The organism is Rossellomorea pakistanensis (genome assembly GCF_016908495.1).
Classification (GTDB): Bacteria; Bacillota; Bacilli; order Bacillales; family Bacillaceae_B; genus Rossellomorea; species Rossellomorea pakistanensis.
In genome coordinates, this window is sequence record NZ_JAFBDZ010000005.1 from 16,079 (window position 1) to 30,719 (window position 14,641).

The 14,641-nt window shown below is 38.7% G+C and carries 12 protein-coding genes; 9 read left to right on the forward strand and 3 right to left on the reverse strand.

What is annotated here, in order from left to right; all coding sequences use genetic code 11:
• Positions 1 to 18 precede the first annotated feature (18 nt).
• Positions 19 to 1,287 (forward strand): phosphoribosylamine--glycine ligase, encoded by a 1,269-nt coding sequence (gene purD, locus JOC86_RS20130; RefSeq protein ID WP_205174753.1) that lies wholly within the window; start codon positions 19 to 21, stop codon positions 1,285 to 1,287.
• Here purD and JOC86_RS25220 read toward each other — a convergent pair.
• Both JOC86_RS25220 and JOC86_RS20135 read right to left on the reverse strand, forming a co-directional pair.
• Positions 1,265 to 1,378 carry an EYxxD motif small membrane protein gene (locus JOC86_RS25220; RefSeq protein ID WP_338021798.1) on the reverse strand — a complete coding sequence of 38 codons (114 nt, stop codon included), beginning with the start codon at positions 1,376 to 1,378 and terminating at the stop codon, positions 1,265 to 1,267. The two genes, purD and JOC86_RS25220, sit on opposite strands and share 23 nt — an antisense overlap.
• A gap of 77 nt (positions 1,379 to 1,455) precedes the next feature.
• Entirely contained in the window at positions 1,456 to 1,899 is a 444-nt protein-coding gene (locus tag JOC86_RS20135; RefSeq protein WP_205174754.1) for a YgaP family membrane protein, read from the reverse strand.
• A gap of 112 nt (positions 1,900 to 2,011) precedes the next feature.
• On the opposite strand from JOC86_RS20135, the gene JOC86_RS20140 reads away from it, so the two are divergent.
• The 3 genes from JOC86_RS20140 to JOC86_RS20150 are packed head-to-tail and all read left to right on the forward strand — an operon-like array spanning position 2,012 to position 5,183.
• Complete coding sequence (locus tag JOC86_RS20140; protein ID WP_338021799.1) at positions 2,012 to 3,760, forward strand: adenine deaminase C-terminal domain-containing protein; 1,749 nt, start codon at positions 2,012 to 2,014, stop codon at positions 3,758 to 3,760.
• A 47-nt stretch (positions 3,761 to 3,807) separates the two neighbouring features.
• Positions 3,808 to 4,845, forward strand: a complete 1,038-nt coding sequence (locus JOC86_RS20145) for a DUF3048 domain-containing protein (RefSeq protein ID WP_205174755.1) — start codon at positions 3,808 to 3,810, stop codon at positions 4,843 to 4,845.
• A gap of 29 nt (positions 4,846 to 4,874) precedes the next feature.
• On the forward strand, positions 4,875 to 5,183 hold the full coding sequence (locus JOC86_RS20150) for a YerC/YecD family TrpR-related protein (RefSeq protein WP_205174756.1): 309 nt from the start codon (positions 4,875 to 4,877) through the stop codon (positions 5,181 to 5,183).
• Positions 5,184 to 5,347: 164 nt separating this feature from the next.
• Here JOC86_RS20150 and JOC86_RS20155 read toward each other — a convergent pair whose 3' ends face one another.
• Positions 5,348 to 6,253: a LysR family transcriptional regulator gene (locus JOC86_RS20155; RefSeq protein ID WP_205174757.1), complete on the reverse strand. Its 906-nt coding sequence runs from the start codon at positions 6,251 to 6,253 to the stop codon at positions 5,348 to 5,350.
• 142 nt (positions 6,254 to 6,395) lie between these two features.
• On the opposite strand from JOC86_RS20155, the gene JOC86_RS20160 reads away from it, so the two are divergent.
• The 5 genes from JOC86_RS20160 (at position 6,396) to JOC86_RS20180 (ending at position 14,170) form a co-directional block, all read left to right on the forward strand.
• Complete coding sequence (locus JOC86_RS20160; protein WP_205174758.1) at positions 6,396 to 7,907, forward strand: long-chain-fatty-acid--CoA ligase; 1,512 nt, start codon at positions 6,396 to 6,398, stop codon at positions 7,905 to 7,907.
• Positions 7,908 to 7,951: 44 nt separating this feature from the next.
• Entirely contained in the window at positions 7,952 to 9,472 is a 1,521-nt protein-coding gene (locus JOC86_RS20165) for an aldehyde dehydrogenase family protein (protein ID WP_205174759.1), read from the forward strand.
• 13 nt (positions 9,473 to 9,485) lie between these two features.
• A complete protein-coding gene (locus JOC86_RS20170) occupies positions 9,486 to 10,727 on the forward strand; it encodes an iron-containing alcohol dehydrogenase (protein WP_239587742.1) in 1,242 nt (413 codons plus the stop codon).
• Between the two features lie 162 nt (positions 10,728 to 10,889).
• Positions 10,890 to 12,794, forward strand: a complete 1,905-nt coding sequence (locus JOC86_RS20175) for an alkyl/aryl-sulfatase (RefSeq protein WP_205174760.1) — start codon at positions 10,890 to 10,892, stop codon at positions 12,792 to 12,794.
• A 95-nt stretch (positions 12,795 to 12,889) separates the two neighbouring features.
• Positions 12,890 to 14,170, forward strand: coding sequence for an MFS transporter (locus JOC86_RS20180; protein ID WP_205174761.1), 1,281 nt, complete (start codon positions 12,890 to 12,892; stop codon positions 14,168 to 14,170).
• The last annotated feature ends 471 nt before the right edge of the window (positions 14,171 to 14,641 follow it).

A 14,641-nucleotide genomic window follows, 5' to 3' on the forward strand; every position in this document is an offset into this window, starting at 1 on the left:
TTTTATAGGAGTGATAAGATGAAAGTTTTAGTAATCGGACGTGGCGGAAGAGAACATGCGATCTGTCATTCTTTGAAGGAAGCTCAAAGTGTTGAAAAGGTGTACTGTGCACCAGGGAATGCCGGTATTGCTATGGATGCTGAACTCGTTGCAATCTCTGAAACGCAAATTGAGGAGTTAATTTCGTTTGCTAAAAAGGAGAAGATTGATTTAACGGTGGTTGGTCCTGAACAGCCATTATTAGATGGAATCGTTAATGCATTTGAAGCGGAAGGGCTCGTGATCTTTGGTCCGAGAAAAGAAGCGGCCATCATTGAGGGAAGTAAATCGTTTGCAAAAGAATTAATGAAGAAATATCACATTCCGACGGCTAATTATGATACATTTACGGAGTTTTCTAAAGCGAAGGAATATATCGAAAAAATAGGAGCGCCTATAGTCATTAAAGCGGATGGGCTTGCGGCTGGAAAAGGAGTGGTCGTTGCCACTACTGCCCAGGAAGCGATCAATGCAGCTGAAGACATGCTTTTAGACAAAAAATTTGGTGATGCATCCACAAAAGTGGTCATTGAAGAATTTTTAGAGGGAGAAGAGTTCTCTTTAATGGCGTTTGTTCATGGGGAGACCGTTTACCCAATGGTTATTGCCCAAGATCATAAACGAGCTTTTGACGGGGATAAAGGCCCTAATACAGGTGGAATGGGAGCGTATTCTCCAGTACCGCATATTTCCAATGAAGTCATTAAGCAAGCAGTAGCAGAAATTTTAAAGCCTACAGCTAAAGCAATGGTAGAAGAAGATCGTTCGTTTACTGGTGTCCTTTATGCTGGATTAATTTTAACAAATAAAGGACCGAAAGTAATTGAATTCAATGCCAGGTTTGGCGACCCTGAGACACAAGTGGTATTACCTAGACTGAAAACGGACATAGGAAGAATCTTTTGGAATATCGCAAGAGGTGAAGAATGTGCCCTTGAATGGCATGATGATCATGTTATTGGGATAGTCCTTGCAGCGGAAGGATATCCAGAAGCTTACGCTAAAAATATTGCGATTAAAGGTCTTGAGAAGCTTGATGATTCTTCTTTAGTTTATCATGCTGGGACAGTGGAAAAAGAGGGGCAGCTCTTATCCAATGGCGGTAGAGTCCTATTAGTTGCTGCTAGAAAGCAAAACTTATTAGAGGCGCAAACAGAAGTATATAATGAATTGGATAAACTTTCGGTGGAAGGACTCTTTTTTAGAAAAGATATAGGAAAAAGAGCTATCGAACACGCCTCTTCTTAGACTTTCTAAAATAGACATAGGCAATGGCAATGATACCTCCTATGAGAGAAAGTAAAACATAGGACATATCTGTAATGTATTCCCAAAACATATTTTTATCAACTCCTAGTTATTGAAAATGGGGACTGTCCCAAAAAAGGGCTTGTTTTTGGGACAGCCTTATTAAATTTAGGATGGGTTGTAAGGAAGGTCTCCCTGATCATTGGATTGATTTTTATTGTGGTCCGGAAGACTTTGATCGATCATATTCTCGATGTTTTCCATATGTTGTTCATCACTTGTGGAGATATCAGGTTTTTTTACTGTTTTATTTGTGAAATCATTGGACGTGTTGCTGCCATTATTTTGTTTTTTCCCCTTAAACATCGTCCCTAAATTGAGCATATTTTTTAAGTCTGGAGAAGAACCCTGCCCTTTTTCAAATAATTCCGTAATAGGGCAATACTTTAAGATTCCTTCACCTACTTTCATAGCTCCAACCAAAGCCATCAGTAAGTAAGAATCTCTCCATGGTTTTCTTACCAATTTAGCTGTCGACCACGAAAGGACTGTCAACCCTATTGTAATGCGGATTAACGCATTGATTATTCCAATATTAGATGTACCTTTCATCGTGTTTCCTCCTTACAAAAAATTTACATAATGTTTGTAAAACTTTAATGCGCTAAATAGTAAAATATGTTAACATAGATAAACAATAAAAAAACATATTTTTTCTAGAGGAGTGTCCGTATTGGAACAACGCTATCGCTGGAAAAACAAACAGTTACGCGAACACGTAGAAGTATTAAACGGCAAATTATCACCTACGATGGTGTTAAAAAACGCAAACTATTTACATTCCATTTTTAAAAAATGGGTGACCGGACATATTTGGATTTACGAGGATCGCATTGTCTATGTGGGTGAAAAGCTTCCAAAGTCTTTAGGTTCTTGTGAAATCGTCGACTGTAGTGACTACTATTTGGTTCCAGGTTATATTGAACCCCACGTCCACCCGTTTCAGCTTTATAATCCCCATTCGTTTGCAGAATATGCATCTCAAACAGGAACAACAACATTTATCAATGATAACCTGATGTTGTTTTTAGAATTAAGAAAAAAGAAAGCGTTTTCTTTATTGGAAAGCTTAAGAAAATTGCCTGTTACGATGTACTGGTGGACACGGTTTGATTCGCAGACAGAGATGCAAGATGAGGAAGTAACGTTTTCCCATGGGGAAGTAAAGTCATGGCTTGAGCACGATGCTGTCGTACAAGGCGGAGAACTTACAGCATGGCCAAAATTGCTCGAGGGTGACGATATGCTGCTTCATTGGATTCAGGAAGCAAAGCGTTTGAATAAGGTCATTGAAGGGCATCTTCCTGGTGCATCTGAAAAAACACTAGCAAAACTGAATCTACTCGGAATTGATGGAGACCACGAGGCCATGACGGGTGAGGATGTCTACAAGAGACTTTTACAAGGGTTGACAACGACATTGAGACATTCGTCGATCCGTCCTGACTTGCCGCAATTGATTAAAGGAATTCAGGAGCAGGGAATCGATCAATTTGATTTAATGATGTACACGACGGATGGATCGACACCAGAGTTTTATGAAGAGGGTGTACTGGACCGGCTGATATCAATAGCGATCGAAGAGGGAATACCATTAATTGATGCTTATCTAATGGCAAGTTATAATGTAGCACGTTACTATAACATGACGGATTTGCATGGAGTCATTGCTACTGGACGTATTGCAAACATTAACTTTTTAAGGGAAAAGGACCAACCTACACCGGTTTCCGTTATTTCAAAAGGGAAATGGTTAAAGAAAGAAGAAGCCGCGACAGCGTTTCCTGCTCAACCTGATTGGAGTAAGTTTGGAATGCCTTCATTAGATTTGAAATGGGACCTTACAATGGACGATCTTCAGTTCTCCATGCCTTTTGGGATTGAAATGGTCAATGATGTGATTACAAAGCCTTACTCTGTGAATATAGATGCTTCAGGTGATGAGTTACAGGAAGGATATGACGAGAATTTCTTAATGCTTGCGGATAAGCATGGGAAGTGGAGAATCAGTACGATGTTGAAGGGGGTTTCAACAGAAGTACAAGGTTTTGCGTCATCTTTTTCAAATACTGGCGATATAATTGTGATAGGAAAGAGTAAACAAGAAATGCTGCACGCGTTTAACCGAATGAAAGAACTTGGAGGAGGAATTGTTCTTAGTGAGAACGAGCAAGTCCTTCATGAAATCGAACTTCCTGTCGCAGGTCTTATGTCCAATAAAGATATGAAGGCTGTTATTCAAGAAGAAAAACAATTGAAAAAATTACTTTTCGAAAGAGGATATCAATTTAATGATCCTATCTATACGTTATTATTTTTACAGTCGACCCATTTACCGTATATACGGATTACTCAGCAAGGAATGTATGACGTAATGAAGAAAACGGTACTCTTTCCGTCAATAATGCGTTAAAATGGTAAAGTGAAGAAGGGATTCTTAAATAGGGGTGTTTGGATTACATGTTAAAAAAAGCTGTGATGCTTTCTCTAGTTGCTTTTACCTTGATAGGCTGCGGAAAAGAAGAAAAAGCGGAACCAACGAAAGATGTAACAGCACCGGTTACTGAAGAGGAAAAAGAAAATGAAGTGGAAAATGCACATCCATTCCCTTTAACTGGAATGGAAGCGGAAGAAGCGGCAACATCACGTTCTGTGGCTGTTGTGGTCAATAACCATCCTAAGGCACGACCACAGTCTGGGCTTCATAAAGCTGATATTGTTTATGAATTATTAGCTGAAGGCGATGTCACAAGGTTCTTAGCTATCTTTCAAAGTGAAATGCCCAAAATGGTAGGACCCGTACGTAGTGCACGCGATTATTATGTTGATCTTGCCAAAGGATATAACAGCTTGTTTATTGCCCATGGCTATAGTCCTGAAGCCAAAGAAATGTTAACGTCCGGAACCATCGATCATCTAAATGGAATGCAATACGATGGAACACTATTTAAACGAGCTGATTTCCGAAAACCGCCACATAATTCCTATATTAGTTCAGATGCGATAGTAAAAGGCGCTGATAAGAATGGTTATGATATGGACACACCGCCAGCATCATTGACCTTTAGTGAAGATGGGCGATCAATGGATGGCGAGGAAGTGTCGTCTATAATGGTATCCTATGACAATAATCCATCATTCAATGTTATTTATGAGTATAATAAAGATAAGGACAAATACGAACGATTTTCAGCCGATAAAAAAACCGTCGATTATGACTCAAAGACACCCGTAAAGTTAGATAATGTTTTGATCATAGAAACACCTCACAAGGTAATTGATAACTCAGGGAGAAGAGAAATTGATTTACTGTCAGGTGGAAACGCCTATTTATTACAAAAGGGCAAGCTTATAGAAGTCGAATGGAAAAATGACGATGGAAAGCTGCTTCCATATTTAGACGGTGAACAGGTACCGCTTGTACCTGGGAAAACATGGATTAATATCATTCCGAGCAACCCTGGTTTAGAAGGTTCAATATCAAAGGAAATTCAATAATAGATCTGATTTAAAAAGGAGTAGACATTATGCAAATTGATAAACTGAGAGGGAAAGAGCTGGATCAGCTATTTAAAGCGGTCTTGTCTTTAAAAGACTTAGAAGAATGCTATCGATTCTTCGATGATTTATGTACCATCAATGAAATTCAATCATTAGCTCAACGTTTAGAAGTTGCTCGTATGCTTCAAGAAGGGAAAACCTATCATAAAATTGAAACAGAAACAGGTGCAAGTACTGCAACGATTTCCAGAGTAAAACGCTGCCTGAACTACGGAAATGACACCTATCAACTAGTACTAGATCGAGTGGATCAAAAAAAGGCAGAAAACAAATAACCCACTAACCAACCGCGTCCCTAACGCGGTTTTTCTTATGCACCGCGTTAAAGCAGCGCGGGACGGTTCTCGAGTACGGTAGCGCGGTGAAGGATATTTGATGCCTTAAGTTGTTAATTTAAGCTTTTAGTTCATTTTCACTTTTTTAGTATAAGGTTAATGAGTCAGAGCATTCGAGAATGGAATTTAAAATGTTCTAAAAATTTCTTTGTGTTTATGGAAAAATGATTAGTTTCTGAACGTACCCAACCTAAACCGATATTTACTTGTTCGTACCCTTTTATTTCTATAGGGACTATTTCGCCACTTAAAACAAAAGGATCATTTTTTAAAGAAAAGTCAGGCCCGAAGCTAATTCCAATTCCCTCAATAATCGCGTTTTTTATTACTTCTGTATTATCCGAGGTAAATAAAATATTCATGTGTCCAAATTTACTAATTAAATTATTGGCAAACCTTTTCACATAATCACCATTATATAAAATAATGTTTTGAATCATCAATTGTTCAGGAGTTATTGATTTATGTGACGCTAAAGGAGACGATTTACCAACATACACCTTCATTTTTCCTTCAAGTATTACTTCAAATAGTAAATCTTCTCTTTTTTTAAATAAATCTTCGTAAATCGTGATTAGGCCAATATCAATTTGATTATTTTCAACAAGCTCAATTATATGCTGAGTGCCTTTTTCTGAGATTTCTATATTCACATTTGGATAAGCGTTTTTAAAAGAAGATAAAGGTTCTAACAGTAACAGCATAAAGCCGGGGATAGAGGATAGTTTTAAATTTCCGGAAACAATCGTGTTAAAAGATTGTGCCACTTCCTTAAATTCTTGAAGTCTTATTAATACCTCATATGCCTTTTTAATTAATGTTTTGCCTTCATCTGTTGGAATAGCTCCAAGCCTTCGATAGCGTTTAAATAGTTTAACGCCCAACTCCTCTTCTAATTTCGTAATAGATTGGCTGATTCCGGATTGAGAAACATGCAATTCTAGTGCAGCTAGAGAAATCGATTTAGTTTCTGCAACCTTTACAATGTATTCCAATTGTTCGATATGCATAGGTTTCTCCTTTTAATATAGAAGTGTAAGTTATGTATTCATCATTAATAGTAAATTTATTTAAGTGTAAATTATATATATAATGAATTCAAGCAATTTTTAATTTTCAAAAAATTAAAAGGAGGAATGGAAGATATTCAGTTTGAATTTGAATGAAAATTTAAAGCAAAGTGCAGCAAAGTTTCCAAGTAATACCGCTTATACATTTCTGAATCAAAGTATAACGTATGCAGAACTAGATAGAATGGTAGATTGTGTTGCATCCGGGTTATCTTCCGCAGGTATCAGGAAGGGGGATAAAATCGCTTTAGTGCTTGGTAATTGTCCGGAGTTTATAACTGCTTACTACGGGATCCTCAGGGCAGGTGCAGTGGTTGTTCCGATTAATCCTGTCTACACAACAGGAGAAATTTCTTATATCTTATCAAATAGCCAAGCGAGAGCCGTGATTACTCATGCTTCTTTAGAAGCCACAATATTACCATTAAGAGAGAAACTAGAACATTTGAAAATGGTTATCTATACAGATTCCATTAAGTCTGAATGGACATGGGAACGTCTTATACAAAAAACTGAAGATAATTTCGAAAGCGCTTTCGTCGATGAGGATGAATTGGCAGTTATTCTCTATACTTCCGGTACAACTGGGAAACCAAAAGGCGCCATGCTATCCCATCGAAATATGGCGTCTAATGCTGCGGCCATCTCGCTGCTTGGAGAGGTCACGGAAGAAGATCGCATGATTGCTGTTCTTCCAGTTTTCCATGTGTTTTGTATCTCGGTTTGCATCAACGTTCCTATTACTTGCGGGGCAACCATTGTAATGGTTCCGAAATTTAGCCCTGCCGAGGTGTTTAACACAATTAGAAGAGAGAAAGCTACCTTGTTAGCCGGAGTTCCGACTATGTTTAGCTATATGTTACAGGTGCCAGAAGCGGAGGCAGAAGATTTTTCCTCAATACGTGCCTGTTTTTCAGGAGGTGCTTCGATTCCAGTTGAACTACTCCAAAGATTCGAAGAGAAGTTTAACGTCCCCATTTTGGAGGGATATGGTCTTTCTGAAACAGCCCCCGTGACAGCCTTCAATCCATTACGGGGAACACGCAGACCCGGTTCAGTTGGTATTGATCTTCCAGATGTAAAGAACAAAGTGGTAGATTCGAATGGAATAGAAGTTCCAAGAGGAGAAATCGGAGAATTAATTGTAAAAGGTCCTAATGTAATGATGGGGTATTTAGGAATGCCTGAAGCAACATTTGATGCTTTGAAAGACGGTTGGTTTTATACAGGTGATTTGGCCCGAATGGATGAAGAAGGGTACATCTATATCGTTGACCGAAAAAAAGATATGATTCTCGTTGGCGGGTATAACGTCTATCCAAGAGAAGTGGAAGAAGTATTATATCAACATCCCGCAATTGTGGAGACAGCCGTAATCGGAATTCCGGATAAAGAATACGGAGAGATCGTAAAGGCTTTCGTTGTTTCCACCAATGAATCTATAACGATGGATGACATCTTGCATTTCTGCCAGGACAAGCTTGCAAAATACAAGAGGCCAAAAAAAGTAGAATTTATGAAGGAATTACCTAAAAACAGTACAGGTAAAATTTTGAGAAGAGCTTTGCGAGTTGAGCAAGTAGAAATTAATTAGTTTGATACAGAGCTTTAATAAAATGTAAAAAAGGAGGAGTTTCTGTGAAAGCATCAGTGCAAATTTTAGAATTCCCACTCTATATTAATGGGGAGTGGAAACCTGCAATAAACGGAGAGACGATTGAGGTAGTAAACCCTGCAACTGGTGAAGTGGCGGCAAAGGTAGCGAAAGCCGGAAAAGCAGATGTAGAGGAGGCAGTTGCATCTGCCAGGTGTGCTTTTGATTCGGGAGTATGGTCAAAAAAATCTCCTCAAGAACGTGCTGACGTACTTGTCCAATTTGGAAATAAGATTATGGAACATGCGGAAGAATTAGGTTACTTAGAATCTATCAGTTCAGGAGCTACCGTTCGACGTATTTCAAACTTAGACATACTATCCATTGTAGATCTTCTGCAGCAAACGGCAAAGTTCACTGTAGAGTATCCCTATGTCGAATCCCTTCCTACCTTACCATTTCCTGGTCCGAGCAATAACCAGGTCTGGCGGGAACCACTTGGTGTTGTAGCGGCCGTTACACCTTGGAATTTTCCAATGATTCTTGCGATGTGGAAGTTGGCGCCTGCGTTGGCTATGGGGAACTCTATTGTGATCAAGCCAGCTTCCAACACACCGTTGTCTACCTTGAAATTAGCGGAATTAGCTGCTGAAGCAGGGATACCAGCAGGTGTATTCAATGTTGTATCTGGCCCTGGAGCCAGCATTGGGGAAGTTCTTGTGACCCATCCTAGTGTAGACAAAGTCGCTTTTACCGGTTCGACAGATGTCGGGAGACGCATCATGCAGCTGGCATCCGGAACGGTAAAACGCCTCACTCTTGAGTTAGGAGGGAAATCACCAGCAATCGTATTGCCGGATGCCGACTTGGATATTACAATTCCTGGCATTTTATTCGGATTCTTGACACACTCTGGGCAAGTCTGTGAATCAGGCACTCGTGTTCTCGTACATGATTCCATTTATGAGCAAGTAATCAAACAGTTATCTGAACTAGCAGGCTCTATTAAAATTGGAAATCCATTAGATATAGAAACGGGTATGGGGCCACTGGTATCAAAGCAACAATTGGAAAGCGTTCTTTCTTATATTGAATCCGGTATTCAAGAAGGTGCGCGATTGGTTTGCGGAGGAAAGCGTAGAATCGTAGAAGGATTTGAAAATGGATATTATATTGAACCAACCATTTTTGCAGATGTTCATAATGACATGAAGATTGCGAGAGAGGAAATTTTTGGACCTGTTCTTTCAGTCATTCGTTACTCCACAGTTGAGGAGGCAATTGATATCGCGAATAATACGATTTATGGATTAGCAGGTGGGATTTGGTCTAAGGATGTAAATAAAGCAATGAAAATAGCACGTGAATTAAAGGCTGGAACGATATGGATCAATGATTGGCATATGATGAGAAGTGATGCGCCATTTGGCGGATACAAACAAAGCGGTTTTGGAAGGGAATTAGGACGCCATGCGTTAGATGAATATTCTCAAATCAAGCATGTTCACTGTTCACTCGTACCTGAAGTAAGCCAAAGACCTTGGTATCAAATGTTATTGGGATAATACAGATTACTTTATGAATACAAAAATAAAAAAAGCAGGTGATTCCATGTCGACATCATATTTTCAATTTTCTGTCCAAACGGTTGTAAATAGCGGATCGGGGTCCAGGACTTTGCTTCCTGAGATGATTAAAGGGCTTGGCGGAAAGCGAGCAGTACTCTATACAGATAAAGGGTTAACTAAGGCCGGAATTACAGATCAGATTAAAGAATTATTTGAAATCATACCTGGTACCCCCCAGCTTGTTGGGGTTTTTGAAGATATCGAACAGGACGCAAAAGGTGAAATTATTAATCGCGGAGCTCGTTTCTTTAAGGAGTGCAACGGTGATTCCTTAATTGCTCTTGGCGGAGGCAGCGTCTTAGATACAGTAAAAGCGATCAAGTGGATGCTCCATAAAGGTCTGAATGATATTCGTGATTCCCTTTTTACCGGAAACGTGATGGAGTGGCGGCCGGAGGCCCAATTTATTCCGATTCCGCATGTAGCTATTGCGACAACGGCGGGAACAGGTGCTGAAGTATCACCAGTAGCTGTTATCTTTAATGAAAAGCTTGGAATAAAAGCAAACCTTCTTAATCCGTTTATTAATGCAGATATGGCTATTTTGGACCCTGATTTAACGGTAGGACTTCCTTCAAAAATCACTGCATTTACTGGATTTGATGCCTTGACCCATGCTGTAGAAGCTTATTTTTCACCAAAGGCAAATCCTATGACAGATGCTTATGCTCTACAATCGATTCGAATGGTTGCAGACAATTTACAGACTGCGGTTCGAAAAGGAGACGACCTTTCAGCAAGAGCGAATATGCTAATGGCAAGTTCGATGGCGATTTCTGCATTCTGCCTGTGCCTGAATGCGATTCCGATTCACAATATGGCCCATGCGATAGGAGCAAAATTTAATATCCCGCACGGACTGGCGAATGCTGTCCTTTTACCAAATGTAATGGAATCATTGCCTGCATACTATTTGCCGCGAATCACAGGGTTTGCTCAAGCGTTAGGAATCAAGAATCTATCAGAACAACCTGAGAAATGTTTAGAGGATGTTATCCAATATATAAGAGATCTCCGCAAAGCAGTGGATTTGCCCGAAACATTTGCTGAATTTGAAAGTAACCAAGATCAGCTTCAACATTTGGTACCTGCTGTTCATAATGACCCTGCCGGAGTTTTCTTCAAGATACCAGAAACGATTATTACCAAAGTGATAAACGAAGTGTTTGAAGAAACTACTATAAAGGCTTAGCCTCGACTGCAAACTAATTTTTATCAATCTGGCAATTCAGTAACAAGGAAAACACTTGAAAACCTCCTATTTATATATGGTTGGAGAACTACCATTAGTGCTAGGGATTTAAAAGTGTTTTCCTATTTTTTTAATTGCAAAATAACATTCTTGGAGGTTTGTATGATAAGCAAAATATCAAATCAATCTATGTCTGCTACTTCTTTTACAAAAAAGGCAAATTTAGCAGTGTACGATTCTCTAAATTTTGATAATCGACAGGATTTCGAAGATGCCAAACGAGGTTTTATTGCACCATTGGAATCGACAATGATTAAGAACGATTCTGGAGATGTCGTCTGGGATATCGATAATTTAGAATTTCTAAATAGCACTGCCCCTGACACTGTGAACCCAAGCTTATGGAGAAATGCACAACTACAGGCTATATCTGGATTGTTTGAAGTAGTAGAAGGAGTCTATCAAGTTCGTGGACAATCAATCGCTACCACATTCTTTATTGAAGGTAAACAAGGAGTTATTGTTTGTGATGCATTAGCAAGTACTGAATCTGCAAAAGCAGCAATGGAATTATATTATAAATATCGACCAAGGAAGCCAGTTTCAGCCATCATTATTAGTCAAAGTCATGCGGACCATTTTGCTGGCATTCAAGCAGTTCTAAAATATGCAGAAAATCCGGCTATCCCAATTATCGTTCCCCAACATTTTACAGAAGAAGTGTTAAGTGAAAATGTGCTTTTAGGTACAATTATGGCGCGCAGAGCAGAGTATCAGTTTGGTAAAAACATACCAGATGGAAGGAAGGGCTCTGTATCTATAGGGATTGGTCCAACTATGAGTTCAGGGACTATGAGTTTTGAGATGCCTACAGTTGAAATAGAAAATGAAATCCAAACGATGGAAATCGATGGGATAAACTTTCGATTTTTATTAACCCCAAACACAGAAGCACCAGCTGAAATGCATTTTTATATACAAGAGTACAAAGCATTATTTGTATCCGAGAACGCCAATCAATTGATGCATCAAATTTATACGGTAAGAGGGGCAAAAACAAGGGATGCTCTTCATTGGGCTAATTCACTCGAAAAAACAATCGATTTATTTGAAAATGAAGAGATTGATGCATTACTCATGATTCATGCATGGCCAGTTTGGGGCAAAGCTCGTGCTTTACAACACTTAAAATTGCAACGTGATTTATATAAATATATGCACGACCAGACAGTGCGTTTGGCTAATCACGGATATACGATGGATGAAATTGCTGAAACTATCAACCTTCCCAAATCTTTAGATACTTATTGGGGAAATCGCGGGTATTATGGCACACTAAAGCATAATTCAAAGGGGATTTACAATTTTTATTTAGGTTATTACAGTGCACATCCTTCAGATTTAGATCCATTACCACAAGTGGAAGCTGGTCTTAAATATGTGGAATACATGGGTGGAGCGGATACTATTTTGAAACAAGCAAAAGCTGACTTTGATAATGGTGAATATCGGTGGGTAGCTCAAGTACTAAAAAATGTAGTAATGGCAGAACCAGACAATTCGGAAGCAAAAAATTTATTAGCAGATGCATTCGAACAATTAGGATACCAAGCCGAATCCGCCAATTGGCGTAATATCTATTTAGTTGGCGCATCCGAACTAAGAAATGGAATGAATAAAGATGATTCTCCATTAGATGTTTCTGGAATTATTAACCATATGCCAGTAGATAATTTTTTAAAGCTGATTGCTATTAAACTAAACGGGCCAAAAGCTGATGGAAAAAAAATAACGTTGAATGTTACATTAACAAATTCCAACCAAAAATATACAATTAATTTAGATAATGCTGTTTTGACTTATAAAACTGGTAAGTTAGACTCTAACCCAGATATTTCTTTAATCCTTGATCAAATGACATTCTATGGAATGGGACTTAGGCTGCTCTCACCAGAACAAGCAGTAGCAGCAGGTAATTTAATCATTTCTGGTGATCAAACAAAACTAACAGAATTTTTATCACTTTTAGATGAGTTCGACCGCTTTCCTAATATCGTAACTCCTTAATAATATTATATATCTCTTGCCGAAAATGGAAATAAAGTACGAAATCAATTTCATACGGGTTTATATAGTTAAAATCAAGGGAGGATTGGAATGTTATGCGTTGGGGGATACTTGCGTTCTTATTTATTCTTGCGGTAATCAACTTTGCAGATAAATCCATTGCAGGGCTTTCAGCTGTTCCAATTATGAAAGAACTCAATCTCACATATACGCAATGGGGAGTGGTAGGAAGCAGCTTTTTTTGGTTTTTTTCGATTGCAGGAGTAATCGGAGCTGCATTGTCCGACAGAATAGGGACAAAGAAAATGTTGGCTATTATGGCGCTTATTTGGTCTGTTGTCCAATTTAGTGCTTTTATCATTACAGGTCTCCCATTATTAATACTGTCCCGTGTTCTATTAGGGATTGGGGAAGGACCGTTTTATGCGACAGCTGTTAACCATTTGAATAAATGGTTTCCTCCTGAATCCCGCAGTTTGCCGCTCTCTATCCTGAATTTCGGCAATTCAATTGGTGCATTAGTATCCGCTCCGATTTTGGTGGCTGTTATCGTAGGCAGCGGTTGGCGTATAGCCTATGGATTATTAGGATGTATTAGCCTAGTTTGGTTTATTCTTTGGATGTGGATAGGACGTGAAAAACCTGAGAACAAGGAGATGGCGAGTGATTCCAAAGTACCTGTACAAAAAATAAAGTGGTCTGAACTTGTAGTCATTTTACGATCGCGAACCTTTATATTTACTAGCCTTGCAGGGTTTTCCGCTTACTGGATGGTGGCGTTCATTCTTGTATGGATGCCTACTTATCTTATAGAAGTCAAAAGTTTTACACAAACAAATATGGGGTACTTTATAGCAGCAGCTGGTGTAATCGCAAGCGTTTTATATATAACGCTGTCATGGCTGACAGATCGTTTATTCAGAAAGAATCAGAGTTATAAAAAATCGCATGTTTTTGTCGCTGGACTTTCTTTGATACTGGCAGGAATACTCTTTTATTCTATCACACTCCTATCTCATTCAGCCTGGATTTTTGCTGTTATGTGTTTTGTTCAGGCTTCCGCCATTCTCATGTTTATCATGGGGCCGCAGATTGTCACTCATTTACTTCCTGAACGTGGAGGATTAATGTCGGGTCTAATGATGGGTATTGCAACATTAGCCGGTATTGTTGGATCAGCTGTTATTGGAAATTTTGTGCAAACGGCGGGAAATCACACAGTTCAAGGATTTAATAATGCTATCATATTATCTTCGGCTTTATTATTCATCTTTGGATTCCTTTTCCTGCTTTACACTGATCCAGAAAGAAAGATAAGTGTCAATAGCTCTTCAATCAAAAACGCTCAGATGAACGGATGGAAAAAATCCTTATAATGTACGAGTAGAAATGATACGATTCCATTAGGGAAGCGAGATCATAGAACGACAATATTAAAGTATGAAGTTAAGAAAACAAGGAGAAAACCTAAATTCACAATGAATTTTTCGTACAAAAAACTACACAAAAAGTATTTCGATTGGCAATAAATTTAGCTCAAAAAAACGCTTGGAATATCCGATTATCCCAAGCGTTTTTTTGTCTTTAGTATTTCTTCTTAAACAAAGTCCGTTACTTTTAGTGGAATCATTCACAATTATGACCAATAACAGGGCTTAAAAACGTTTCTCCTTAAAAATACCTAAACCAATCTAATTACCATCTCATTTCCCCTTTTCACTAAACCTTACTTCGATTTAATTTCTATACGATGATATAGTCTTAGAATTGTAACGATAAAGCCAAATTAGCAAGACAATTGCAAGAAGATAATGGGCTGCAGGATGGTTGTCTGGGTTTCGTGAACG

Coding starts and splice junctions, on each gene's coding strand:
- JOC86_RS20155 (WP_205174757.1), bottom strand. CDS start 6,253: ATGCATATCGAACAATTGGAATACATTGTAAAGGTTGCAGAAACTAAA.
- JOC86_RS20180 (WP_205174761.1), top strand. CDS start 12,890: ATGCGTTGGGGGATACTTGCGTTCTTATTTATTCTTGCGGTAATCAAC.
- JOC86_RS20150 (WP_205174756.1), top strand. CDS start 4,875: ATGCAAATTGATAAACTGAGAGGGAAAGAGCTGGATCAGCTATTTAAA.
- purD (WP_205174753.1), top strand. CDS start 19: ATGAAAGTTTTAGTAATCGGACGTGGCGGAAGAGAACATGCGATCTGT.
- JOC86_RS20175 (WP_205174760.1), top strand. CDS start 10,890: ATGATAAGCAAAATATCAAATCAATCTATGTCTGCTACTTCTTTTACA.
- JOC86_RS20145 (WP_205174755.1), top strand. CDS start 3,808: ATGTTAAAAAAAGCTGTGATGCTTTCTCTAGTTGCTTTTACCTTGATA.
- JOC86_RS25220 (WP_338021798.1), bottom strand. CDS start 1,378: ATGTTTTGGGAATACATTACAGATATGTCCTATGTTTTACTTTCTCTC.
- JOC86_RS20135 (WP_205174754.1), bottom strand. CDS start 1,899: ATGAAAGGTACATCTAATATTGGAATAATCAATGCGTTAATCCGCATT.
- JOC86_RS20170 (WP_239587742.1), top strand. CDS start 9,486: ATGAATACAAAAATAAAAAAAGCAGGTGATTCCATGTCGACATCATAT.